The sequence below is a fragment of the Phyllobacterium chamaecytisi genome (genome assembly GCF_020164455.1).
Classification (GTDB): domain Bacteria; phylum Pseudomonadota; class Alphaproteobacteria; order Rhizobiales; family Rhizobiaceae; genus Phyllobacterium; species Phyllobacterium chamaecytisi.
This window is the reverse complement of sequence record NZ_JAIQWW010000001.1, coordinates 708,772-733,223: the sequence shown is the minus strand read 5'-3', so window position 1 is coordinate 733,223 and position 24,452 is coordinate 708,772. Positions and strand designations below refer to the sequence as shown.

23 protein-coding genes and 3 tRNA genes are annotated in these 24,452 nt (G+C 55.8%); 13 read left to right on the top strand and 13 right to left on the bottom strand.

Annotation, left to right across the window (positions count from 1 at the left end; translation table 11 throughout):
- Positions 1 to 89 precede the first annotated feature (89 nt).
- Together LB462_RS03785 and LB462_RS03780 are read right to left on the bottom strand one after the other, a co-directional pair.
- A tRNA-Gly gene (locus LB462_RS03785) sits at positions 90 to 163 on the bottom strand.
- Positions 164 to 285: 122 nt separating this feature from the next.
- Positions 286 to 370 (bottom strand) — tRNA-Tyr (locus LB462_RS03780).
- 240 nt (positions 371 to 610) lie between these two features.
- Here LB462_RS03780 and rlmB point away from each other — a divergent pair.
- The 8 genes from rlmB (at position 611) to LB462_RS03740 (ending at position 7,006) form a co-directional block, all read left to right on the top strand.
- Positions 611 to 1,474, top strand: coding sequence for a 23S rRNA (guanosine(2251)-2'-O)-methyltransferase RlmB (gene rlmB, locus LB462_RS03775; protein ID WP_224506002.1), 864 nt, complete (start codon positions 611 to 613; stop codon positions 1,472 to 1,474).
- A 94-nt stretch (positions 1,475 to 1,568) separates the two neighbouring features.
- The gene (locus LB462_RS03770) at positions 1,569 to 2,162 is read left to right on the top strand and encodes a cytochrome b (protein WP_224506001.1); all 594 of its coding nucleotides are present in this window, start codon (positions 1,569 to 1,571) and stop codon (positions 2,160 to 2,162) included.
- Positions 2,159 to 2,752, top strand: coding sequence for a YceI family protein (locus LB462_RS03765; protein WP_224506000.1), 594 nt, complete (start codon positions 2,159 to 2,161; stop codon positions 2,750 to 2,752). Before LB462_RS03770 ends, LB462_RS03765 begins: the two co-directional genes overlap by 4 nt.
- Positions 2,753 to 2,843: 91 nt before the next feature.
- Positions 2,844 to 2,919 (top strand) — tRNA-Thr (locus LB462_RS03760).
- Between the two features lie 166 nt (positions 2,920 to 3,085).
- Positions 3,086 to 3,481: a hypothetical protein gene (locus LB462_RS03755; RefSeq protein ID WP_224505999.1), complete on the top strand. Its 396-nt coding sequence runs from the start codon at positions 3,086 to 3,088 to the stop codon at positions 3,479 to 3,481.
- Positions 3,482 to 4,094: 613 nt separating this feature from the next.
- On the top strand, positions 4,095 to 4,325 hold the full coding sequence (locus LB462_RS03750; protein ID WP_112551342.1) for a hypothetical protein: 231 nt from the start codon (positions 4,095 to 4,097) through the stop codon (positions 4,323 to 4,325).
- Between the two features lie 190 nt (positions 4,326 to 4,515).
- On the top strand, positions 4,516 to 5,289 hold the full coding sequence (locus tag LB462_RS03745; protein WP_224505998.1) for an NAD kinase: 774 nt from the start codon (positions 4,516 to 4,518) through the stop codon (positions 5,287 to 5,289).
- 205 nt (positions 5,290 to 5,494) lie between these two features.
- Positions 5,495 to 7,006, top strand: coding sequence for a DEAD/DEAH box helicase (locus LB462_RS03740; protein ID WP_224505997.1), 1,512 nt, complete (start codon positions 5,495 to 5,497; stop codon positions 7,004 to 7,006).
- Positions 7,007 to 7,020: 14 nt separating this feature from the next.
- Here the strand turns inward: LB462_RS03740 and LB462_RS03735 are convergent, their stop codons facing one another.
- Complete coding sequence (locus LB462_RS03735) at positions 7,021 to 7,341, bottom strand: TfoX/Sxy family protein (protein ID WP_224505996.1); 321 nt, start codon at positions 7,339 to 7,341, stop codon at positions 7,021 to 7,023.
- A 10-nt stretch (positions 7,342 to 7,351) separates the two neighbouring features.
- Positions 7,352 to 7,726: a Fe-S cluster assembly scaffold SufA gene (sufA, locus tag LB462_RS03730; protein ID WP_224505995.1), complete on the bottom strand. Its 375-nt coding sequence runs from the start codon at positions 7,724 to 7,726 to the stop codon at positions 7,352 to 7,354.
- Between the two features lie 127 nt (positions 7,727 to 7,853).
- Here sufA and LB462_RS03725 point away from each other — a divergent pair, with 127 nt between their 5' ends.
- Positions 7,854 to 8,426 carry a hypothetical protein gene (locus tag LB462_RS03725; RefSeq protein WP_224505994.1) on the top strand — a complete coding sequence of 191 codons (573 nt, stop codon included), beginning with the start codon at positions 7,854 to 7,856 and terminating at the stop codon, positions 8,424 to 8,426.
- 151 nt (positions 8,427 to 8,577) lie between these two features.
- Here LB462_RS03725 and LB462_RS03720 read toward each other — a convergent pair whose 3' ends face one another.
- From LB462_RS03720 to LB462_RS03690, 7 genes are all read right to left on the bottom strand, one after another.
- Positions 8,578 to 8,994, bottom strand: coding sequence for an SUF system Fe-S cluster assembly protein (locus LB462_RS03720; RefSeq protein ID WP_224505993.1), 417 nt, complete (start codon positions 8,992 to 8,994; stop codon positions 8,578 to 8,580).
- Positions 8,995 to 8,999: 5 nt separating this feature from the next.
- Positions 9,000 to 10,241 carry a cysteine desulfurase gene (locus LB462_RS03715; RefSeq protein WP_224505992.1) on the bottom strand — a complete coding sequence of 414 codons (1,242 nt, stop codon included), beginning with the start codon at positions 10,239 to 10,241 and terminating at the stop codon, positions 9,000 to 9,002.
- Positions 10,242 to 10,273: 32 nt separating this feature from the next.
- Positions 10,274 to 11,545: a Fe-S cluster assembly protein SufD gene (gene sufD / locus LB462_RS03710; RefSeq protein WP_224505991.1), complete on the bottom strand. Its 1,272-nt coding sequence runs from the start codon at positions 11,543 to 11,545 to the stop codon at positions 10,274 to 10,276.
- 10 nt (positions 11,546 to 11,555) lie between these two features.
- Complete coding sequence (gene sufC / locus LB462_RS03705) at positions 11,556 to 12,311, bottom strand: Fe-S cluster assembly ATPase SufC (protein WP_224505990.1); 756 nt, start codon at positions 12,309 to 12,311, stop codon at positions 11,556 to 11,558.
- A gap of 89 nt (positions 12,312 to 12,400) precedes the next feature.
- On the bottom strand, positions 12,401 to 12,607 hold the full coding sequence (locus LB462_RS03700; protein WP_112530945.1) for a hypothetical protein: 207 nt from the start codon (positions 12,605 to 12,607) through the stop codon (positions 12,401 to 12,403).
- On the bottom strand, positions 12,607 to 14,133 hold the full coding sequence (gene sufB, locus LB462_RS03695; protein ID WP_224505989.1) for a Fe-S cluster assembly protein SufB: 1,527 nt from the start codon (positions 14,131 to 14,133) through the stop codon (positions 12,607 to 12,609). The genes LB462_RS03700 and sufB overlap by 1 nt, the downstream gene beginning before the upstream one ends.
- A 168-nt stretch (positions 14,134 to 14,301) precedes the next feature.
- Complete coding sequence (locus LB462_RS03690) at positions 14,302 to 15,477, bottom strand: cysteine desulfurase family protein (protein ID WP_224505988.1); 1,176 nt, start codon at positions 15,475 to 15,477, stop codon at positions 14,302 to 14,304.
- 193 nt (positions 15,478 to 15,670) lie between these two features.
- Between LB462_RS03690 and LB462_RS03685 the strand changes: the two genes are divergently transcribed.
- A complete protein-coding gene (locus LB462_RS03685) occupies positions 15,671 to 16,345 on the top strand; it encodes an alpha/beta hydrolase (RefSeq protein ID WP_099999199.1) in 675 nt (224 codons plus the stop codon).
- Here the strand turns inward: LB462_RS03685 and LB462_RS03680 are convergent.
- Positions 16,342 to 17,427, bottom strand: a complete 1,086-nt coding sequence (locus LB462_RS03680; RefSeq protein WP_370637043.1) for an anhydro-N-acetylmuramic acid kinase — start codon at positions 17,425 to 17,427, stop codon at positions 16,342 to 16,344. The two genes, LB462_RS03685 and LB462_RS03680, sit on opposite strands and share 4 nt — an antisense overlap.
- Positions 17,428 to 17,573: 146 nt before the next feature.
- On the opposite strand from LB462_RS03680, the gene tyrS reads away from it, so the two are divergent.
- On the top strand, positions 17,574 to 18,827 hold the full coding sequence (gene tyrS / locus LB462_RS03675; RefSeq protein WP_224505986.1) for a tyrosine--tRNA ligase: 1,254 nt from the start codon (positions 17,574 to 17,576) through the stop codon (positions 18,825 to 18,827).
- Between the two features lie 209 nt (positions 18,828 to 19,036).
- Here tyrS and LB462_RS03670 read toward each other — a convergent pair whose 3' ends face one another.
- Complete coding sequence (locus LB462_RS03670) at positions 19,037 to 22,306, bottom strand: YhdP family protein (protein WP_224505985.1); 3,270 nt, start codon at positions 22,304 to 22,306, stop codon at positions 19,037 to 19,039.
- A gap of 270 nt (positions 22,307 to 22,576) precedes the next feature.
- Between LB462_RS03670 and LB462_RS03665 the strand changes: the two genes are divergently transcribed.
- A complete protein-coding gene (locus tag LB462_RS03665) occupies positions 22,577 to 23,050 on the top strand; it encodes a peroxiredoxin (protein WP_224505984.1) in 474 nt (157 codons plus the stop codon).
- Positions 23,051 to 23,167: 117 nt separating this feature from the next.
- The gene (locus LB462_RS03660) at positions 23,168 to 24,451 is read left to right on the top strand and encodes a M23 family metallopeptidase (RefSeq protein ID WP_224505983.1); all 1,284 of its coding nucleotides are present in this window, start codon (positions 23,168 to 23,170) and stop codon (positions 24,449 to 24,451) included.
- Position 24,452 lies beyond the last annotated feature (1 nt).

Genomic DNA, 24,452 nt, shown 5'->3' with positions numbered 1-24,452 from the left:
AACTGTCGTTCTCTCGTCATCACAACCGGTCTAGGGCCGGCACCATGTTTGTAGCTCAGACGAGACAGCGCGCCGTCCGTCAGCAAATCTGGAGCGGGTAGCGGGAATCGAACCCGCATATTCAGCTTGGAAGGCTGCTGCTCTACCACTGAGCTATACCCGCATATCTCGCTGATCCGTGCATCTTTTTGGACGCGGCAGAATACAGCAACACATAGATAGCGCATAACCGTTCCAAAACCGAATCGGGCTTTGAACTATGCGCCAGGCGGTCGGTTCCGGCAGTGGTGGAGGAGGTTGGATTCGAACCAACGTAAGCCAAGCTAACGGATTTACAGTCCGTCCCCTTTAACCACTCGGGCACTCCTCCGGTCACTGCCGATGGAACCGCGCCATTTGGCACTCTGCACACAGCTTTCCGGAGATAACCGGGCGGCTGCTTGCGGAGGGCCTTATGCCGACTAGCCTCCATGGTGTCAACACTTCCCTGCAGAAAATGAACGGCTTGTGGAAATAGGCTAAAGAAATATGACGGCGGAGCAACCAGCACGCGCAATTTTCCGCCACAAGCATGTATCGCGAGGGGCCATGAACGGTTATATGTCGCGCCATGGCCGATCAAAAACCCACTCATACACAAAAAGATTCACACTACGCGACGCTACGTCGTCAGTTCCGCGATCAAAAGGCCGGGGGACCGCCGCAGCAGGCCGAACGCGCCTCACGGCCGCCCGTCAGCGGCACGCCTGCGCCGGAAGGCCTCGTACGGCTTTACGGCCTGCATACGGTACGCGCAGCGCTGGACAATCCCGCCCGCAAGATCAAGCGGATGCTTGTTACCAAAAACGCGCTGGACCGGCTGGAAATCACTAACACCGATGCCCTGCCCTTCGACGTTAACATCGTCGAGCCTCGCGCCATCGACAAGGAGACCGGCTCAGAGGCCGTGCATCAGGGCGTGATGATCGAAGCTCAACCGTTGAAGGCGCAATCGCTGAAAGCGCTGCAGGAAAGCCCGCTGCTACTTATTCTCGATCAGGTGACCGATCCGCACAATGTCGGCGCTATTATGCGTTCGGCCGTCGCCTTCGGTGCCGGTGCCATCATCACGACGGCTCGCCACAGCCCGCAAGAATCCGGCGTTCTGGCGAAAGCCGCGTCGGGCGCCCTCGAACTCATCCCCCATGTCGAGGTACGAAATCTAGCTGACGCCATCGCCGAATTGCACGAACTCGGCTTCACCACCATCGGCCTTGATTCGGAAGGGCCGTCAGAGCTGGAAAACACGATGTCCAAGGGCCGGATCGCCCTGGTGCTCGGAGCCGAAGGCAAAGGCCTGCGGCAGAAAACACGTGAAACTGTAAACCACCTCGCCCGGCTCGATATGCCCGGCGCGATCAAATCGCTGAATGTATCGAACGCAGCGGCCATTTCGCTTTATGCAGCGCAACGTTTCTTGAGCAGCAAAGATTAAATAAAAGACACGTTCGAATTTTTTTTGAGCAAGTAGTGTTTACCTCGCATCGGGACCATCGATCAACAATCGAATCCCGTCACGGAGTGTACATATGCTGCGCAACAACAAAGAGTCTTTCGGTCTTATATCGATCCTTTTCCACTGGGTCATCGCACTGATTTTCCTCGGTCAGATCCCGCTCGGTTACTGGATGGTAAGAACAAGCGATTTCACGCTGCAGTTCAGCCTGTATCAATGGCACAAATCCTTCGGCTTTCTTGTTCTTGGTCTCTCAGCGCTTCGCCTTGTCTGGAAGGTCGCGAGTACTCGCCCGAACGATCCCGCAACTATGGGCCCGTTGGAGCGTGCAACTGCTCACGCAGCGCATGTCATCCTCTATCTCAGCCTGTTCATTATACCGATGACAGGCTGGGCCATAGCCTCAAGCTCGCCCCTGCAGATACCAACATTCATGTTCAACCTTGTGGTGATCCCGCCACTTCCCTTGGGCATATCCGACAGTGCGGAAGCGTTCTGGACCGCTATTCACGCTTATTTGGCCTATTTTTCCGCTGTAGTGGCCGTTGGTCACATCCTTGCGGCGCTGCACCACCATTTCTGGAAGAGGGATGCAATCTTAACGCGCATGCTCAATCCCCACCGCAAGGCGCCGGAGCGGCAGCTAACTCAGAAAGTCAAATCATGAAAACTACTACCCAACTGTTGTCGACGGTCACCCGGATCGCGATTGCTGTTACGCTTGCCTCCATCCCGCTCGCTGCAAGGGCCGATACACTCTCCCAGGTCGCCGGCAGCTACAAAATACAGCCGTCCTCCCGCATCGGTTTCTCAGTTGGGCAAGTGGGCGGCGGCGGAATCAAGGGAGACTTCAAGAAGTTCTCAGGCGTCTTCAAGCTCAACCCGAGCAGTATTGGCCAGTCGTCAATCAACTTCACACTCTATCCGGAAAGTGTTTCTACCGGACAAGCTCGTATCGAGAATTTTCTGCGCTCCGACGCGGTTTTCGACTCCGCCAATTTCCCGACGATCACGTTCAAATCAACCCAGGTTACCCAAACCAGCCCGAATACCGCCGAGATCGCCGGGATGCTGACGGCGCGCGGCAAGACCAGCCCTGCAAGCTTTCAGGCGAGTCTGGCGAACCACGGCAAAAACTCGATAACCTTTCAAGTAGAAGGCAAGATACTTCGCTCGCGCTACGGCATGGATGTTGGCACGCCAATCTACTCCAACGTCGTCCAGTTCGATATGCAGATAGATGGCCAGCGCTCGTGAGGCGATCTTGTCGAACAGAAGACGCATTTATTTGGCGTAAACGACATTTTCCATTTTACAGATAGAAGGTTTGTGCTAAGCGGACGCCGCTGCCCTTGTAGCTCAGTTGGTAGAGCATCTGATTTGTAATCAGAGGGTCGGGAGTTCGAGTCTCTCCGGGGGCACCATTTTCTCTTGAAATGACAAGTGAACAGTGGCGGCGTTATCCGCCTCTGCCACTGTCGTGCTACCTCCACGACTAATCATCGATGCCTTCAAGCGGCAAGGTTGTCGTCAACCTGTGCATGTTGCTATGATGTATCGGACCAGCCGATTGGCTTATTGGAGGTTGCCATGACATCCGGAAGCAGCAAGACCGACAGTGAAGCCTACGAGTTGGCAAGCAGAACAGCCGATGCACAACGAGCCAAGCTTCCCGACTGGCAGCGCAATCAAATCAGCGATTCCGATATGCAAACTGGAGAAACGTGGTTTGTTTGGGGTTTTTACGGCGCGATGACCGATGACATCGAGCGGCGGAGACGGCTGCTGGTTGCTTATGTCAACAACAGATATACCGACGGAAAGAGCAGCGAACAGCTCTTCGACGAAATCTCCAAAGCTGCGCAAGAAGGAAACCGGTTGTTCGATGCGATAGCAGCAGCGGGCGGTCAGGCGTACCGGGAAGGCGGCGACGGCCATCTGGCGAACATCGCGACAATCTTTCTGAACGTGGGCAGGAACCACTAGGGCCAGCGAGACCCGCCATAGGGGGCTTCTGCAAAAATGGGGAGGAAAAAGACGTAACGTTTGCGTCTCTTCTCCTCCCAGCTAGGCTGACCGTTAAATCGGGGTGCAATCAAGGTCGAAAGTCGGTCAGTGCGGCGAGAATACACCCGTTGCGGGTCGTGGTATGGATAGCCATATGGCTATCCACCGAAAGGCGTATCTCGCTTCCTTGCATGGCCTTCATAGAGAAAAAAGGGAGGAGAGAGACAAACGCATGGCGGGGGGATGCTGTGCGTTCGTAGATCTCTATCTCCTCCCAGTACAGGCCGATCAGTGGCGGGACTTGGGAGTCCTTCTGATCGACCGAGGCAATAATACAATGCTGCATTGAGAACGTATGTGTGACAAAGGAACTCCCTATCGCAAGTTGCATCAATCCTAACGCTACAACTTGCCGGACGATCGCCATAAGTCGTTTGGACGAAAGTGATGCTGCGCGCGCACAAAAATGTCCGACGCTTGCAAAAATATAGTGGTTATCAGCCTCCCCTACCCACTATGGGTTGATTTTAGAAGGCCGAATCAGGTCAAATCCTGAAATGACGCGGCAACTGCGGCTGGAAGGATTGAAGAGATGACCATGAGCTTCGAGGAGTTTCAAGGTTCGCGTGACTACAGTGATGATCTCCATGCGGAAGGTTTGTGTGAAGGCGAAGGTTTCGTCTACGCCGATGGACTTTGTTGCATCGAAAAGAGCGGCGCCGTGTACTTGCTGCACAGCGATGGCCGGACACTGGTGAATGCCGATCTCGCCGAACTTGAGCGGGAGCTGTATCAGCGATTTTATCTGGCTGCCGCGGCTTAGACACCACGCTCGCAGCACATTGGAGATTCATTCATTGGCGGCGGCCACCTGTCGCCTGATTGACTTGCAACAGCATTCCTTCGCTATCTTCCCGTAGCGCTGCCATTTTCCAGAATGTTTTATGGTCTTTTTGCCAGATCGCTTCCGGCGTGTTAGGCACGTTGCCAGTCGTTCGGATATGCAGGCAGCCATGAACCGGAAAATCGAAACATTTGCTTTTCTTTCCTCCGGCACGCCGGATTCAGACGCAGCATTGCATGATCTCACTAATATTTATGGGCAAGCCGAGGCCAAGGATGCCGATGTCATCATCGCGCTTGGCGGCGATGGCTTCATGTTGCAAACGCTGCAGAACTACATGAACCAGGGCAAGATGATCTATGGTATGAACCGTGGATCGGTCGGCTTCTTGATGAACGAGTTTAGCGACACCGCGCTGAAGGAACGGGTAGAAGCCGCGCAGTCGGAGACAATCCGGCCATTGAAGATGGTAACGGAGTCCGCCGAAGACGGTATATTCACGGCGTTCGCTTTGAATGAAGTTTCCCTGCTGCGTCAGTCATACCAGGCCGCCAAGATCAGGATCAGCGTCGATGACAAGGTGCGGCTGGAAGAACTGATCTGCGATGGCGTCATGGTCGCAACCCCTGCCGGCTCGACCGCATATAATCTTTCAGCGCAAGGACCGATCCTGCCACTTGATGCACGGCTCCTCGCCCTCACCCCGGTTTCCGCCTTTCGCCCCCGGCGCTGGCGCGGTGCATTGCTGCCGAACAAAGTGACAGTGCGGTTCGATATCCTCGAGCCAGAGAAACGGCCGGTAAATGCCGTCGCCGATCATATGGAAGTAAAATCCGTTCTATCGGTCACAGTTGAAGAAGCATCTCAACTCAGGGCGACCATTCTGTTTGACAAGAACCATTCCTGGAACGAACGAATTCTCAAGGAACAGTTCCTTTATTGACAACATCAGAATAAAATGATGCACAATTGTAACGAACTCTTAAATCTGAGCTGATCCAAGAGTTGACTTTTGCTGGCATGCGCCGTAACGCCATTGTCAGCAAACGCTGTGCAAATCGAGAGTGCCTGATGCTTTGATGCAGATGACGCCCTAGCCGACAACAGGCATGCGCAGCACCGACTGCAGATAGAAAGTTAAATCTCCATTGACCACCTTTGCTGACCTGGGCCTTTCGCCGAAAGTGCTCGATGCTGTAGAAGCAGCAGGATATACAATACCAACACCGATCCAGCTTGGCGCGATCCCGCATGCGCTGCAGCGCAAGGACGTTCTTGGCATCGCCCAGACCGGAACCGGCAAGACCGCCTCTTTCGTTCTGCCGATGCTGACGCTGCTTGAACAGGGCCGCGCACGCGCTCGCATGCCACGCACACTCATCCTTGAACCGACGCGCGAACTCGCGGCGCAGGTTGAAGAAAACTTCGTCAAGTATGGCAAGAACCATCGCTTGAACGTCGCACTGCTCATCGGCGGCGTTTCCTTCGACGACCAGTTGCGCAAGCTTGAACGCGGCGCTGATGTGTTGATCGCAACGCCCGGACGGCTGCTCGACCATTTCGAACGCGGCAAGCTGCTTTTGAGCGCCGTCGATATTCTCGTCATCGACGAAGCCGACCGCATGCTCGACATGGGCTTCATTCCCGATATCGAACGTATCTGCAAGTTGATCCCCTTCACACGCCAGACGCTGTTCTTCTCGGCAACCATGCCGCCGGAAATCACGAAACTGACGGAACAATTCCTGCATTCTCCCGTCCGCATCGAAGTTGCTAAGGCTGCGACGACGGCGAAAACCGTAGAGCAGCAACTGGTCAAGTCAGGTAAGAAGGATTGGGAAAAGCGCGCGGTGCTGCGCGATCTCATCCGAGCCGAAGCCGACGGACTGAAGAACGCGATCATCTTCTGCAATCGCAAGAAAGATGTCTCCGAGCTTTTCCGCTCGCTGGTGAAGCACGAATTCGATGCCGGCGCCTTGCACGGCGATATGGATCAGCGTGCGCGCACGACAATGCTGGCGAACTTCAAGGACAACAAGTTGAAGATCCTCGTTGCGTCCGACGTCGCCGCGCGTGGGCTGGACATTCCCGATGTCAGCCACGTGTTCAACTTCGACGTCCCGATCCATTCCGAAGACTACGTTCATCGCATCGGCCGTACGGGCCGTGCCGGCCGTTCCGGCAAAGCCTTCACACTCGTAACGCCAGCCGATGTCAAATATCTTGCGTCGATCGAAAAGCTGATCGGCGAGGATATCAACTGGTATGATGGTGATCTGTCCACCCTGCCCGTCTCGACCGAACAGGACGACGCACCGCGCCGTGGCCGCAATAGCCGCGACAAGAGCGCGCCGAAGCGCAGGCCTCGCAATGAGGGCCGTGAACGTGAACGCCCGCAGTCCGAAATCGACATCATCGCAGCGGCCGAAAAGGCCAAAGAGGTTGATGCGCAGCCGATAGTCGATGATCAGCCGATCGTTCGTACCGCTGAGAAGCCGCAAAAGGCGGCGATCAAAGCGGAAAACGAGCAGCGGCGTGCTCGCGTCCCGCATGCCGAGCCGCGCCGTGATCACCGTCGTGACCGCGATGATATGGGTTCGGCACCGATTGGCTTCGGTGATGAAATCCCGGCTTTCATGCTGATTGACACCAAGGTCTGAGAAATTTCAGGCTGTTACTTGGCCACGCGCAATGAGGCCTCGTACGCCCGCCTTGCCCATTCCGTCATGATGTCGGGGTCATCGAAAGCCTCTGCCGGGACAGACCAATAGGGCATGCCGACGGGCTTCCTGCCCTCGCGCTCATAGGTCCATTGGCGGCAATTGGCTGCCTCAAATTCGGGCGCTGAGACCTTATCTGCTTTCAAGAGAATTTCGTCACTGACTTCGAGCGCGATAATCGTGCCCTCGAAATAAATGCCCTTGCCGCCAAACATGCGTTTGATCGTGACCGGCCCAAGTCCTGAAAACAAATCTTGAATTGCGTCATTGTCCATGACGAAAAGGTCAGGAAGGGGCTGATGCCAGCGCTTCCGGCTTGGCCGGCGTCAATTCAACCGACTCTCCACAACCGCAGGCTGAAGTCTGGTTGGGATTGTTGAAGACAAAGCCTGTGCGCAGCTTGGTCACTTCAAAATCCATCTGCGTGCCCAGGAGGTAGAGCACAGCTTCCGGCGCGACGAACACCTTCGAGCCGTCTTTTTCGACCACGTCGTCACCGGCTTTTGCTTCGGTCACGAGATCGATCATATATTCCATACCTGCGCAGCCGCCCTTCTTAATGCCGACGCGAATGCCGAGCGCATTTTCGCGCGTCGCCACAATCTCGCTCACGCGCTGTGCGGCGGCGTCAGTCAACGTCATGACAGAAAAACGACCCATTTCTCATCCTCTTGTTCGAGATCGGTGGAACGATCACTCGAATAACATAGTTAGTGTTACACAACCGTCACTGCAAGTGTTCAAACTGTTCAAGGCCTATAAACACGATCCGCAGAGGGCTGAAAGCATGAATTATCGCCATCTCGTTCTTTGCAGCGCAGCAGTGTTATCGCTGCATATTGTACCAGGGCTCGCGCAGGAAGCGAAACAGCCTGAAGCCACTACACCTGCACCTGCCGAAACGCCGGTACCGAAAGAACAAGCGGCAACCGCAACGCAGACACCCCCGGAATATCTTGATGACCGGAGCAACCCCGAAGCCCTGATCAAGTCGTACTACAATGCCATCAACCGGCAAGAATATGCTCGCGCGTACAGCTATTATGCTTCGGATAGCCCCCCGCAACCATTCCCGCAATTTCAGGCGGGGTATGAAACCACCGCAACGGTCAGCGTGCTGTTCGGCAAGGCCGTCGGCGAAGGCGCGGCCGGTTCAGCCTATTGGAGCCAGCCAATGGCGATCAAATCCGAGGGCAAGGATGGCAGCGTCACAGTGTTCAATGGCTGCTATCGCTTGCGGCTCGCAAACCCGGCGATCCAGGGCGTCCCCTACGTACCACTCTCCATATTGGACGGAACATTGCAGAAATCGGATCAACCATTCGAAGAAAGTGTGCCTGAAGGCTGCGAAGCGCCTTAGAGCCTGCTTAGGGTGCGTTGAGATTCGCGATCATGACGCGGCGAAAACGGTGGTTTTCGAGAACCGGAGCGGAGCGTACTTGAAGTACGTGAGCACCGGATCGCAGAAAAATGCCGTTTGCAGATCGTCAGGGCGTGAATATCAACCCACCCTAATACCAGCCGACCGCGACCTGCGCCTCTTCCGACATGCGATCGGGCGTCCAGGGTGGATCGAATGTCATGGTGACATCGACGAAGCTCACGCCTTCTACGGCGCTGACTGCATCCTGCACCCAGCCAGGCATTTCACCGGCAACCGGACAACCGGGTGCCGTCAGTGTCATTTCGATCTTCACCGAGCGGTCGTCCTCGATATCGATCTTGTAGACCAGACCGAGTTCGTAGATGTCGGCGGGAATTTCCGGGTCATATACGGTTTTCAAGGCGCCAATGACATCATCGGTCATCCGCGCCAGTTCGTCGGCAGGAATAGCCGACACAGGCGCGGTCTCGACCTCAGCCTTTGCAGAACCGGTTTCAACGACCGGTGTCTCAGCTTTTTCCAGTGTCTCGACTTTGTCGGTCATCGTCATCACCCAAAGAATTTCCGCGCCTTTTCCAGCGCATCGGCGAGAACATCAATCTCGTCTCTTGTATTATACATCGCAAACGATGCACGGCATGTGGATGTTACACCGAAACGTTTCAATAGCGGCTGGGCGCAATGGGTACCTGCCCGCACGGCGACGCCTGCACGGTCGATCACCATTGATACGTCATGGGCATGGATGCCCTGCAGTTCGAACGAAATTATCGCACCCTTGCCCTTTGCATCGCCAAAGATACGCAGCGAATTGATTTCGCGCAGACGTTGGTGTGCATAATCGCGCAAATCTTCTTCGTGGGCGAGAATAGCGGCGCGGCCGATCTTCTCGACATATTCGATCGCTGCGCCAAGCCCGATAGCCTGGGCGATCGGCGGGGTGCCGGCTTCAAACCTGTGTGGCGGGTGGTTGTAAGTGACGAAATCCTCCGTCACCTCCTCGATCATTTCGCCGCCGCCCTGGAATGGTCGCATCGCTTCGAGCATTTCCTTGCGCCCATAAAGCACACCGATACCCGACGGTCCGTAGATCTTGTGGCCGGTGAAGATATACCAGTCGCAACCGAGATCCTGCACATCGACCGGCAGGTGCACTGCACCCTGACTGCCATCGACCAGCACCGGAATACCGTGAGCATGGGCGATGCGGACGATCTCCTTGATTGGCGTCACAGTTCCAAGCACGTTCGACATATGGGTGATCGCGACCAGCTTGGTGCGGTCGGTCAGTCGCTTCTCGAATTCTTCGATGTGGAGTGCACCCTGTTCATCGACAGGCACCCAGACGAGCTTGGCGCCTTGGCGCTCACGGATGAAATGCCAAGGCACGATGTTCGAGTGGTGCTCCATGATGGAAAGCACGATCTCGTCACCCTCGCCGATATTCGGCATGCCATAGCCATAGGCGACGGTATTGATCGACTCTGTCGCAGATTTGGTGAAAACGATTTCGTCGACCGATGCTGCATTCAGAAACCGGCGAACGTTTTCCCGTGCTTTTTCATAGGCATCGGTCGCAGCGTTCGACAGGAAATGTAGCCCGCGATGCACATTGGCGTATTCGTTGGAATACGTACGCGTGATCATATCGATCACTGCACGCGGTTTCTGGGCCGAAGCGCCATTATCGAGATACACCAGCGGCTTGCCATAGACTTCGCGCGACAGGATGGGGAAATCCTGACGAATAGCCTCTACGTCATAGCCGCTTTGAATGATCCTTGTATCCATGATAGCCGCGCTTTCCATATAGGTTCAGTCGATCAAACGTGTGCCGCGAGCCATTTGTCGAGAATGGCTTCAAGCGCCTCGACAAGCGGTTCGTTTTCCAGCTCTTCGACGATTTCGGCAACGAAAGCTTTGATCAGAAGACCCCGCGCTTCATTTTCCGGAATGCCGCGGGCACGCAGGTAGAACAGATGATTGCCATCGATCTCTGTAACCGTTGCGCCATGGCCGCAGGCAACATCATCCGCAAAAATCTCCAGCTCCGGCTTGGCATCGAATTCGCCATCATCTGAAAGCAGCAGCGTATTGCATGCCATGCGGGCATCGGTCTTCTGGGCCAACTTGTTGACCTTGATCTGACCCTGGAACACGCCGCGCGCGCGATCAGTGACGACATTTCGGATGATCTGCACCGATGTTGTGTTTTCGACCAGATGACCGAGTGTCATGGTGACGTCCGTATGGCTGTCGCCGCCGAGCAAGTTGACGCCGCGCAACTGGAAATCGGAACCTTCACCCTTCACCAGCACATGCACTTCCTGACGGACGAGCTTGCCGCCGGCATTGACGACATAAACCGTCAATTTGGCATTCGAGCCAATCTTGGCAATGAACTGCGCCAGCTGCGTTGCCTCGACGCCCTGCTCGCGCAGGATGATCCAGGTGATTTCCGCATCATCAGCGACGGTTACATTACTGACGCTGGTTGAAAACCCCTCACCTTCGCCGCCGGTCTGGCGCTCAATGATTGTTGCCTTGACACCCTTGCCGAACTTGACCGGAAAACGCACATGCCCCTGGCCGCGAAGCTGAGCGTTCTGCAATTCGAGCGGCGTTTCCAGTTCCACACCATCGGCAAAGGCAATCGCCCAGCCATCAGTGACATAGGCCGCATTGATCTGGCCGATCGCGTCGTCACCGTCACGAATGGCAAGCTCGCGGATCACCGAGCCATCGGACAGTTTATCACCGAACTTGGTGAATTCGACACCTTCGAGACGCGGAGCGGTCAACGCAACGCCATTGGAAACGGTCGCCACCGCAGATCCTGCGATAATCGCCGGCAAGGCGTTGGTTCCCGCGGTCCCGTCATAGACGGGAATGTTGCGCAGCAGTGTGCGCAGATCAGTGTAGTGCCAAGCCTCGACGCGACGCGACGGAAGGCCTTGCGTCTTCAACGCTTCAATCGCGTTGTCGCGGGCGCTGGCGATCTCGCCGTCGCCCGGCAGCTCGCCCATCCGGTCGACGAAAGCGTCGACCAGTGCCGATTCAGCAGGTGTGGGTTGGCGTCCTGTATGAACATTCATGACGTATTCCTCAGGCTGCCTCACCGATAATATCGGCATAGCCATTCTCTTCCAGCTCGAGCGCAAGATTCTTGTCGCCCGACTTGATCACCTGCCCCTTGTAGAGAACATGGACGGTGTCCGGCACGATATAGTCGAGCAGACGCTGGTAGTGGGTGATGACGATCACAGCGCGATCGGGCGACCGCAACGCATTGACGCCATCGGCAACGATCTTGAGCGCATCGATGTCAAGACCGGAATCGGTCTCGTCGAGAACGCAGAGCTTCGGCTCGAGCAGCTTCATCTGCAGAATTTCCGCACGTTTCTTCTCGCCGCCGGAGAAACCGACATTGAGTGGACGCTTGAGCATGGCGATATCCATGTCGAGCGATGTGGCTGCTGTCTTCACGCGCCCGATGAACTCGGGAATCTTCAGCGGCTCTTCACCGCGCGCCTTGCGCTGCGAATTCATAGCTACCTTCAGGAATTCCATCGTCGCAACACCCGGTATCTCCATCGGATACTGGAACGCCAGGAAAATGCCCTTTGCTGCACGCTCGGACGGGTCGAGCTCCAGAATGGATTCGCCGTTGTAAAGAATGTCGCCTTCGGTGACCTCGTAGTCATCACGGCCCGCGAGAATATAGGACAGCGTCGATTTCCCGGAACCGTTCGGCCCCATGATCGCAGCGACTTCACCAGCCTTGACCGTGAGATTCAGGCCGCGAATGATCTCGGTGTCCGTGTCTGCGATCTTCGCATGAAGGTTTCTGATTTCCAGCATTGTACTACCTTTTAGATTTCGGGAATCAGCCTTGGCGATCCCTAACTTTTAATCTTGGTTCTATCGGCCAATGACACATGCCGTGCCGACTATGATGAGCTCTCGCCGCTGAGGGTCTTAAGGCGCTCAACCACAGATGCGAGTTCCTTGCGCGCTCTGATCAGTTCCGGCTCAAGAACGCTCTCGGTCGCGGTAGACGAACGCGCAATCGTGTCAGTCAACTCGTCGATCACTTCACCCAGTTCTTCATAACGCCGGCGAAGCCTGTCGAGTGCGTCAGTAGTGATTGGTGCCATTATCCGACGCTCCCCTCGAGGCTGATGCCGATAAGCTTCTGCGCTTCAACGGCAAATTCCATCGGCAGTTCCTGGATGACTTCCTTGACGAAGCCATTGACGATGAGTGCAATCGCCTCTTCTTCCGGAATGCCGCGCTGCATTACATAGAACAGCGCATCTTCCGAGATCTTCGAGGTCGTCGCCTCGTGTTCGAATTGCGCAGTGGCATTCTTCGCTTCGATGTAAGGCACCGTATGCGCGCCGCAATCATTACCGATCAGCAGCGAGTCGCACTGGGTGAAGTTGCGGGCGTTCTCGGCCTTGCGGTGGGCTGAAACCTGACCGCGATAGGTGTTGTTGGACTTACCCGCTGAAATGCCCTTGGAGATGATGCGGCTCGACGTGTTTTTACCGAGATGCAGCATCTTGGTGCCGCTGTCGATCTGCTGGTGACCATTGGAAACGGCGATCGAGTAGAACTCGCCGCGTGAATTGTCGCCGCGCAGAATGACGGATGGGTATTTCCAGGTGATCGCGGAACCGGTCTCGACCTGCGTCCACGAGATCTTCGAGTTGACGCCGCGGCAATCGCCACGCTTGGTGACGAAGTTGTAGATACCGCCCTTGCCTTCCGCGTCGCCAGGGAACCAGTTCTGCACCGTGGAATATTTGATCTCTGCATCGTCAAGCGCAATCAGCTCTACGACAGCCGCATGCAGCTGGTTCTCGTCGCGTTGCGGTGCCGTGCAGCCTTCGAGGTAAGAGACATAGGCGCCTTCCTCGGCGATGATCAGCGTCCGCTCGAACTGGCCGGTATCCCGCTCGTTGATGCGGAAATAGGTGGAAAGTTCCATCGGGCAGCGCACACCCTTCGGCACATAGACAAACGAACCGTCAGTGAAGACAGCCGAATTGAGCGTCGCGTAGAAATTATCCGAAACCGGGACGACCGTTGCGAGATACTTCTTCACCAGATCCGGATGTTCGCGGATCGCTTCGGAGATCGAGCAGAAGATGACCCCGGCTTTTGCCAGTTCGGCCTTGAATGTCGTGACCACCGAGACGCTGTCGAACACAGCGTCAACAGCAACGCGGCCGGACTTGTAGACATTGTCGCTGGCCTCTTCTTCATCCAATGGGCTGGCTTCGCCGACCTTGCGCACACCCGCGAGGATTTCCTGCTCTTTCAGCGGAATTCCCAGCTTCTCATAGGTGCGCAGCAGCTCCGGATCGACATCGGCAAGCGACGTCGGGCCGGTCTGGTTCTTCGGACCGGCGTAATAAACCATATCCTGGAAGTCGATCTTCGGATAATTCACGCGCGCCCAAGTGGGCTCTTCCATCGTCAGCCAGCGTTCATAAGCCTTCAGACGCCATTCAAGCATCCATTCCGGCTCATTCTTCTTGGCAGAGATAAAGCGAATGATATCTGCATTAAGGCCCTTCGGTGCCTTATCCATTTCGATAAGGGTTTCAAAGCCGTATTTGTACTGGTCCACGTCAAGCGTACGGACCCGGTCAATGGTTTCCTGCACTGCAGGCATTGGCGTTCTCCATCCACGCGGGGTTCAAGGTCCCGCAGTTGCAAACGTCAAGGCAGTATGTCGTCTTGAATATCTGCCTCTATGTAGTGCGCAATCGCACGATTTAACACCGGTATTCACCGGATTTTTTTCAATTAACGGCGATAATCTGCCGATAATCGAATTTCTTTACGCGGCATCGGCCGCGGCTGGTTTCGAGCGGTCGCGTCGCGCGACCATAATCTTCAGCGCTTCCAGAAAAAGCGCGATCTCTTCGTCACTCGTATCCGGCGCCGTGGAGACCCGAAGACCGCCTGTTCCATCGCCATATCCCATCGCCGCAAGCACCTGGCTTGGCCCGACTTTTCCGGATGAACAGGCAGACCCGGCCGATAGCGCGATTCCTGCAAGATCAAAAGCGATCTGTACCGTTTCCGCTTTCATCTCAGCCAGCGAAAACATGGTGGTGTTCGGCAGGCGGTCGACGGCCTCACCATAGATAATGGCGTCAGGCGCTATCGCTCGAACGCTCTGTTCTATCATTTCGCGTTTTTGTGTCGGCCAGCCGCCAGAATCCAGGCGTTCCTTGGCCACGCGTGCCGCAGCACCGAATCCGGCAATAAGTGGCAACGCTTCGGTACCGCCGCGATGGCCCTTTTCCTGTCCGCCACCGCGGATGATGGGCTTCGGCATCACAAGATCAGATACGGCCACAATCGCGCCAACGCCTTTTGGACCGCCGATCTTGTGCGACGACAAGATGAGATAATCCGCAGAAGATGTTGTAATATCTAGCGGAATTCGTCCTGCAGCCTGCACCGCGTCAACAATTAAGAGCCCGCCAAATTCCTTCACCAGCGCACCAATCGTTTCGATCGGCTGCAAGACGCCAGTTTCGTTATTGGCCGCCTGTACGGCAACAAGCGGCAGCCCCTGGCTGCGATCATGGGCAACAAGAAGCGCACGCAGCTGCTCCAGATCAAGCAGGCCGCTGTCGTTAACACCAATTACATCAACCTGATCTGCCGGAAACTGTCCACCTGCAAGGATGCAAGGATGCTCGCTTGCGCTGACATAAAGCCGCGAAAGGCGCATCGCCGCCCGTCCCATCGTATAATGTGGCGTTAGGAGGGTTGAAGCTGCCTCGGTCGCACCCGATGTAAAGACCACATGATCAGGCTTGGAGCTGACCAGCGCGGCGACATCGCGGCGCGCAGCTTCAAGAATTGCCTTGGTCGCACGGCCTTCCAGATGAACGGATGACGGATTGCCGGTTTGCATCAGCGCATTGACCACAGCATCGCGCGCTGCCGCAATCAGCGGCGCACTTGCATTGTAGTCTAGATAGGCGCGATTGCGGGCCATGCTTCTCCTGATTCCTGTTCTTTTGGCAAAAAGCGCAATTTTCTTGAAATTCAGCCTCGTACCAGCCTATTAAGCCGGTTCGAGATAAGTTCTACACCAGTTTTGAACGGTTCTAAACTGGTTTTATGGTCGCTGTTGATTGCCGTCAAGCCCGGCAGATCAATAAGTGGCCACGGCGAAAACTGGAGTATACATGCCTGAAGTGATTTTCAATGGACCAGCGGGACGTCTTGAGGGCCGATATCAGCCTTCGACGGAAAAAAATGCCCCGATCGCGATTGTCCTGCATCCGCATCCGCAGTTTGGCGGGACCATGAACAACAAGATCGTCTACGATCTGTTCTACATGTTCCAGCAGCGCGGGTTCACGACGTTGCGTTTCAACTTCCGTGGCATCGGCCGCAGCCAGGGTGAGTTTGACCATGGTTCAGGCGAATTGTCGGACGCCGCCGGCGCGCTCGACTGGGTGCAGTCGCTCCATCCGGATTCCAAGACCTGCTGGGTCGCCGGTTATTCCTTCGGCGCCTGGATCGGCATGCAACTCTTGATGCGCCGCCCGGAAATCGAAGGATTTATCTCGGTCGCGCCGCAGCCCAACACCTATGATTTCTCATTCCTCGCGCCTTGCCCTTCTTCCGGGCTGATCCTTCACGGCGATCAGGACAAGGTTGCACCGCCCAAGGATGTACAGGGCCTGGTTGATAAGTTGAAGACGCAGAAGGGTATCACCATCACGCAGAGGACGATGGTCGGTGCCAACCACTTCTTCTCGGGCATGACTGATGAGGTCATCGCAGAATGCTCCGATTATCTCGATCGTCGTTTGAATGGCGAATTGGTCGAGGCCAAGCCGAAGCGCCTGCGCTAAGCAGGTTTGACGAGCACGCCCCCGGACACGGGGGTGCTGCAACCGGTTGTCGTTGGCCAGGTCAACGGCAACCCGTCCAGCGACCGCACGGCAAGATAGGCCCAGGCTTCGGCTTCCATCGAATCGCCGTTGAACCCCAGATCCTCAGCAACGATAACCTTTGCCCCGGCAATTGCGGCGCCTTGTGTGAGATCGGCCATGATCGTCGCATTCTTGCGCCCACCGCCGCAAATGACCCAGAGCGATGGTGTTTCTGGCGAATAGGCGCTGGCCTTGAGGATTGCTTCAGCCGTCACTTTGGCCAAGGTCCGCGCTCCGTCTGAAAGTTCCATATCGCCGAGGTCGGCAAGCGTAAAATCATTGCGATCAAGTGATTTCGGAGGAGCGAGATCGAAAAAAGGTTTCGCCAGATAGCGCGTGACCGCATGGCCTATCACCAGCCCTTCGCTGGCGATCGTACCGCCTGCATCGTAAGCGATGCCCGCCTTTTCGGAGACCCACTGATCGATCAGCGTGTTGCCAGGTCCGGTATCGAAGGCGACCGGATCGGAATTGCCGGAAACAATGGTGACGTTGGATATGCCGCCGATGTTGACGAAGACAACCGGCTTCCCTTGGCTCAGTTCCGGCGGCACCCGCGCAGCCAGTGCCTGATGATAGGCAGGCACCAACGGCGCGCCCTGCCCGCCATGCCTCATGTCATTGGCTCGCATGTCATAAACGACGGGAATACCTGTCCTGTCAGCCAGCATTTTTCCATCGCCGAGCTGTACCGTCAGCGCATGAAGCGGTCTGTGCAGGACTGTCTGACCATGAAAACCGATCACGTCGACATCGGCCTTACTCAGGCCATGGCTCGAAAGAAAAACCGAGACCGCATCGCTGTGACGTTTTGTCAGCTCTCCTTCGATTACGCCAAGCTCACCTGGCCTCTCGATTCTCGACGCGATGGATTTCGCATCGTCGAGACTGGCTTCGATCCGGCGCTGAAACGCCCGTTCGTAAGGCATGAAGTCCGATGGCCCACGCCGCACTTCGCTTCTGCCATCAGTTTCGAGGAGCGCGATGTCGATTCCGTCCATGGACGTCCCGCTCATTAGGCCGATTGCGCGCCGTATCGCTGCCAAGACACTGCCTTTCTTGTGATTCGATAGAGAATGATGTTAAACGGCTCCGTCTCTCACGGCACGCATTTCGTGCACGCCGATTCAATCTCAGGAAAATATCAATGTCTGCCTTCAAATCCGAATTTCTGCACACGCTTTCGACGCGCGGCTTCATCCATCAGACCTCCGACGATGCTGGTCTGGATGCGCTCTTCGCCAAGGAAACCGTGTCGGCATATATCGGCTTTGATCCCACAGCCTCCAGCCTCCACGCCGGCAGCCTGTTGCAGATCATGATGCTGCACTGGATGCAGAAGACCGGTCATCGTGCGGTGGCACTGATGGGCGGTGGCACCGGTATGGTCGGCGACCCATCCTTCAAGGATGAGGCGCGCAAGCTGATGACGCCGGAGATCATCCAGAGCAATATCGATAGCCTCAAGAAGGTCTTCGCCAACTATTTATCCTTCGGCGAAGGTCCGAAAGACGCGCTGATGGTCAATAATGCCGAATGGTTGTTGCCGCTCAATTACCTCGAGTTTCTGCGCGATGTCGGCCAGCATTTTTCTGTCAACCGCATGCTGTCCTTCGATTCTGTGAAGCAGCGGCTTGATCGCGAGCAGTCACTGTCTTTCCTCGAATTCAACTACATGATCCTGCAGGCCTACGATTTCGTCGAACTGAACAAGCGCTATGGCCTGCGCCTGCAGATGGGCGGCTCGGATCAGTGGGGGAACATCGTCAACGGTATCGACCTCGGTCATCGTCTTGGCACGCCGCAGCTCTACGCCCTCACCTCGCCGCTTTTGACCACCTCGTCAGGCGCGAAGATGGGTAAGTCGATGAATGGTGCGGTCTGGCTTAATGCCGATCTGCTGAGCCCCTACGATTTCTGGCAATATTGGCGCAACACCGAAGATGCCGATGTCGAGCGGTTCCTGAAACTCTACACGACGTTGCCGTTGGATGAGATCAGCCGTCTGGCCGCGCTGGGTGGAGCGGAAATCAACGAGACCAAGAAGATCCTCGCCACAGAAATCACTGCATTGCTTCATGGCCGTCAGGCCGCGGAGGAAGCTGCGGAAACGGCCCGCAAGACTTTCGAGGAAGGCGGTTTGGCAACCAATCTGCCGACCGTGGAAATTGCAGGCAGCGACCTCGACGCTGGAATTGGCATTCTGACGCTTCTCGTCAAGGCTGGTCTTGCCGGATCGAATGGTGAAGCACGCCGCCACATCCAGGGCGGTGCTGTGCGGGTGAATGATGCCAGCGTTTCCGATGAGAAGTCCCAAGTTGGGACGTCTGAAGTAACGGCCGAGGGCGTGATCAAACTCTCCCTCGGCAAGAAGAAGCATATTCTGGTGAAGCCGGTTTAGTTCGCCAGTCGATGCCGATTATCTCTCCCCTTGTGGGAGAGAAAGGATTTTCCTGGATTTAGCCTCTTTGCTAAATCCTTGGAAAACCCAAGAGAGGGGATTTGCCTCTAAAGCGCTTGATCCCCTCTCTTGCGATTTCTAGCACTTGGCAAGGGCCAAGATGCTGAAATCGCTTTCTCCCCCACAAGGGGGGAGATAAGCAAAGCTCTCTACTGAAACTCAAAAATGGAACGGAAAATACCCGGCGCGATCACTGAAATCGGATTGACGATAATCTGCGGCTGTTTCAATGGCCCGATCAACTTGTAGGTGATGCCGATCAACCCGCCATCGCGGCCATTGCCAAGGAAAAGGCCAAGGATCGGGACATCGCCGAAGATACGGTTGATGCCGTAGGCGGGCATGAATGTACCTGTCAGTGACATGTTGCCCTGCGGATCGCTGAGCACGCCCTGGAACGTCGTGCCGATCGTCGAACCGCGGATAACACCATTGGCAAGGTTGATGTAATTCGCGCCCTTTTCGATTTGCGAGAAACCGCGGTCGAATGTCACTTTTGACACGTCGATATTCTTCTTCACCGCATCGTTGAGGCTCGTACCATTGGGTGCTGTAGATACAAGTTTGGCCAGACGCGGTTCGTTGACCAGTGTAAAATCGCGCGCATCGATCTGTCCCCGCAAAGGACCGTCACCCTTGGAATCGAGCGCAACATTGATGCTGCCTCCGGACATTTTGTCGTAAAAACCGAAGAAGCGCAGCACCGCACCGGCGTCCTTCGACTGCAGGCTGATAGAACGCGCACCACTTTCTGAACTATCGGCTGCCACTACTTTCTGTCCGGTTTTGGTTACGGCGTTGAAGGCAAGACCCGAAACATTTGAGCCGACGCCCTCAAAGGACAAGGAGACATTGCCAAAATTTTCGGAGTAAAAACCGGTCACGTTATCGATGTCGGCATTGACCAGCACGCGCTGCTTGCTGTTGCTGCCATCGCCTCCATTCTTTTTCTTGTCTGTTATCTGATTGAGCAAGGGGCGGGCGTCGAATGAACTGCCCTGCACGCCGACCCGGTATCCATATTTGGTGCGGTCGACCTTTACCGCAATGTCATCACCGCGATTTAACCTGACAGTACCGAAATCAGCCGAGGTCATGTCGCCATCCACAACATTCACATCGCCCTGCAAACGGAACGTATCGCCGGAAATGTCGAGGTTCCGGATACTGGCGTTATCCCCATCTTGCTGGAGCGAGAATTTCGCGGTCGCTTTTACGCCCGCTCCCTTGGTCCAACCGAGCTGTGCAAGTTTGATTTCGGCCTTCGTCAGGTCGGCGGTAGCGACCCGCGACCCATCGGCAGCCTTGTCGATTTCCACGGAAATCGGGCCGGAAAGCAACGGGTCGAGCGCCGGGAAAAGCGCGTTCCGGGTCTTGTCATCGAGTTGTAAAGTTACACTCTGTTCGCGCTTCGCAGTGTTTTTTCCCAAGGGTTCAAACATTGTCACTTCGGCCGGTATACCGTTCACCTGCGCGGTGGCCTCGATGCGCGCCTCATCCTGATTGACGGAGAGTGTTCCGTCAGCATCGGTTATCGTCTGCCCATCGATCTTTTTTGCGATCGAAACATTGGATAATTGCATGTCAGCGGACCATTTCAGGCTGCCGTCCGGTGCGTGCCGCGTCACCGGAAACGTCACGAGCACGTGTGCCTTCACATCGCCTTTTATGTCCTCCGGAGCAAATGGAAGATTTTTCAACCCATTGATCGGTTTGAAGCCGATGAACTCCGACACGGCGGAAGCGTCGCCAACAACATTCAAATCAAGGTCGGAGAGGACTGGGCGTTGCGGGCCCCACGGAATGACAAGCTTTCCATCGACGATCTTCACCTCGCGATTGGCGGGCGTGATTGACGATCCCTTCTCTAGACTGATCGTCGTATAGGCGCCTCGAACGCTGATTTTCCCGGCGGCGTTCCGAACAGCCGGTAGTTCTCCGATAATATCAAATCCCGCGTCCGCGACATTGAAATCGACTTGAACTTCATTATCCTCGAGGGGTGGCGGCTTGCCTGGTCCGTTGAATCGTCCGGCCGGAAACGTCACTTTGATTGTGCTGTCCTTCGCCTCCCCGTCGTGCATCTTGTCGATAAGCCAGCGTCGAGCACCCGTAGCGACCCAGATGGGCCATAGCTGCTTCACATCCGCGACCGGCATTTCAGGTATCTGCAGGTCAAGGTTCATCGCAGGGGAACCGCCACCGAAAGTAACGCTGGCGTTGCCGGTCAATGAACTTTCCTTATTTGCCAGCACTTCTATCTGCGAGACATCGAGGCGCTTCAACGTCAAATCATACCGGCCCGCAAGGCGCGCATCGAAGGGAAGTGCCGGGACCGGAGAATCGGCAGGAGCTGATTTGGCGTCTTTGGTGGTAAGTTCGAACTGGTAACCCGGATTGGCCGCTGATGCAGGACCCGGCGATAGCGTCTCCGGTCCGATTGCTCCTTCGACAATACCCGTGAATCCACCGAAATGAATGTTCGACGGTTTGATCGCAATCTGGTCGACCCCGGATACGTGCTCGAAATTGATCTGGGATTCCACGGCCATATCTTCGACATTGCCGATCGTAACCGGGCCATTGCCGATATTGAGCGCCCCCCAGACACGCGCTGGCTCGGAAGCGCTCGCCGCCAGGCCATCCAGTTTGATCTCGGCCAGATTGTCGTAGGTCAGATAGGCGCCATCGGGCTTGATGCCATCGATGTCGGGGACAGGAGGCGTACCGAATTTACCTGCGAGCGGAATCTTGCTGACAGCCAACGAAAACGCTTCGATCTTCGCTCCGATCGCCGAGCGCTTGGCCTGGGCATTGATATCGACTTGCTTTCCGCGCCACTCCACCGTGCCATTGATGGCAACCGGCCCACCGGTGTCCGATAGATCGAGATTGACGATGCGCAAACGTTCCGGCGCTCCGGCGAGCGTAAAATCAAATGTTGTATCTGCAATTGAGATATCGCGCGTCTCGCGCTGATCAAGTAGCGATACCGCACTTTCGAGACCCGAAAAAATCGCCGCCGATGCACCGTCGAGATCGACAAGGCCGCGATCGTCCTTGGGCACCAAAGACATGAAATCGAACGGCACAACCGAGGTGACCTTGATCTGCGCGCCGTCGAGTTCCAGCCGCTCGACCCGGATATTCCCATGTAGCAGGGGTAAGGTTGCGAGGCCGATACGCACTGACCGCACATTGTTTATCTGGATACCGCGCTTTGCATCGGTGATATTTACATCCCGCGCCTCAAGTGCAACGTGGTGGCGCTGGTCTAGAGAAATCTGCGCGGAATTGATCGTGGCATCTGCGTCCGGCCCGAGAACCGTTTGCAATGCGGTTTGCGCGCGCTGTGTCAGCGCCTCTCCCCCAATGCCGACGCGTAATATGACGAAAGCGATGCCGGCCAACACCGCCATAAGGATGGCAAAGGAACATGTGGCACCGGCGGCGAAATGCAGCCGCGATCGCCTTCGAGGCGTCGCTACGGGAACCTCGTCTTGCTCGCAAGCAGAAGGATACTGGTGCAGTTTCGTGAAGTCCCGCTTTGTAAAGCGGACTCTTTTCGGTTTCTCTGTCAAATTCCAAAGCCAATTGAGGAATCAATTGGGAAACCGTAGACGATTCCCGCACCTCTCTATAGTTGCGTAAGTAGCGATCGCGTTCAATCATCAAAGAAAGGCATTCCTATGACTATTTTGGATATCGGCAGCACCCCGCCGGACTTCACCTTGCCGCGCGATGGTGGCGGTACGATTACCTTGTCGGGCCTTCGCGGAAAGCCTGTTATTCTTTACTTCTATCCAAAGGACGACACGAGCGGCTGTACCCAGGAAGCGATCGAATTTTCCGGTCTCAGACCGCAGTTTCAGAAGCTTGGGGCGACGGTCATCGGCATGTCCCCGGACCCTGTCAAGAAACACGACAAGTTCAAGACCAAACATGATTTGATGGTCGATCTCGTTGCCGACGAAGACAAGGCTATCACCGAAGCCTACGGTCTTTGGGTCGAGAAGAGCATGTATGGCCGGAAATATATGGGAGTAGAGCGGACAACGTACCTCATTGATTCGGCTGGCAAGATCGCCAAAATCTGGAACAAGGTGAAAGTTCCGGGACATGCAGCCGAAGTGCTCGAAGCAACCAAGGCTCTTGGGACGTGATTTGCCCGTTTTGGTTGCAATTTGATTGAAATGCAGTGCAGTTGTCAGGATTTGTTAACCCTAACAGAGTGTAATCGCTGTATAAATTGAAGCTGCAAATCAACGGGCGTAGCCGCAATGAAGAAGCCTCAAAATACCAGCATCTTCGGCAGCACGAAAGAGCCCCACACGATTATCATCGCGCGGGGCGAAACCATCCGGCATTTTACCATCAAGCCGTGGATGGCATTTCTGGGTGGCACCCTCGCCCTTGGCTTCGCCGGCAGCTATCTTCTCGCGACATCCTATCTGGTCTTCCGCGATGACCTTATAACCGGCAGCGTCGCCCGTCAGGCACGCTTGCAGCAGGCCTATGAGGACCGGATAGCTGCGCTGCGCATTCAACTCGATCGCATCACAAGCCGGCAATTGCTCGACCAGAAATTGATGGACGGCAAAGTCAGTGAGCTCATTCAACGGCAAAGGGCACTGAGCGAGCGACATGACAAGCTTGCACCCGTGCTGCAGCGCGCTGAAAAAGCCGGGGCCGTATTGCCGGGAGACGCTGCCAATGCTCTTTCGAAGGAGGGTAACGGTCAGGACGTGGTGAATTCCGACGATGCAGAAGGTTTTTACGGCATTGATCCGATCATTACGGGACCAACGACTTCAACACGCAAGCCCGTGCCGCGCGATGACAAGGCCAAACCCAGCGTAGACAAGGCCGAGCTTCTGCTCAAATCCGTTGATCATTCCTTGACCGGGATAGAATCCCGGCAGACTCAGCAAATGCAGAAGCTCTCCAACAGTGCCTATGAGAGCGCCGACAGGATTATGGAAGCCCTGGCTGCGGCCGGCGTCAAACAGGTCTCTGACGATGAAACTGCGGGTACGGGTGGACCATTGCTGCTGGCAAGCACAAATCCGACGTCCGGTTTCGACACACAATTTGCCGATCTCGATGAGGCGGTACAGCGGCTTGAGAGCGCCAAGAGCCTTGCGAAATCCATTCCTATCGCCAATCCGGTCCCCGGAATGCCGGTTTCGAGCCCGTTTGGATCACGCGCGGACCCGCTTCTTGGAATGATCGCATTTCATTCCGGCATGGATTTTCGCGCCATATCGGGAAGCTCGGTGCATGCCACCGCCAACGGAACGGTGACCGCAGCCGACTATAATGGCGGCTATGGCAATATGGTCGAGGTCGACCACGGCAATGGACTCTCGACGCGTTATGGCCATTTGAGTCAGATTCTCGTAAGCGTCGGCCAGCGCGTGAAACTTGGCGATACGATCGGCAAGGTCGGCAGCACCGGCCGCTCAACCGGCCCTCATCTGCATTATGAAGTTCGCAGAAACGGCAGCGCGGTTAATCCTGTCGGGTACCTGGCGATCGGCCGAAAGCTGGCAGCCGAACTTTAGT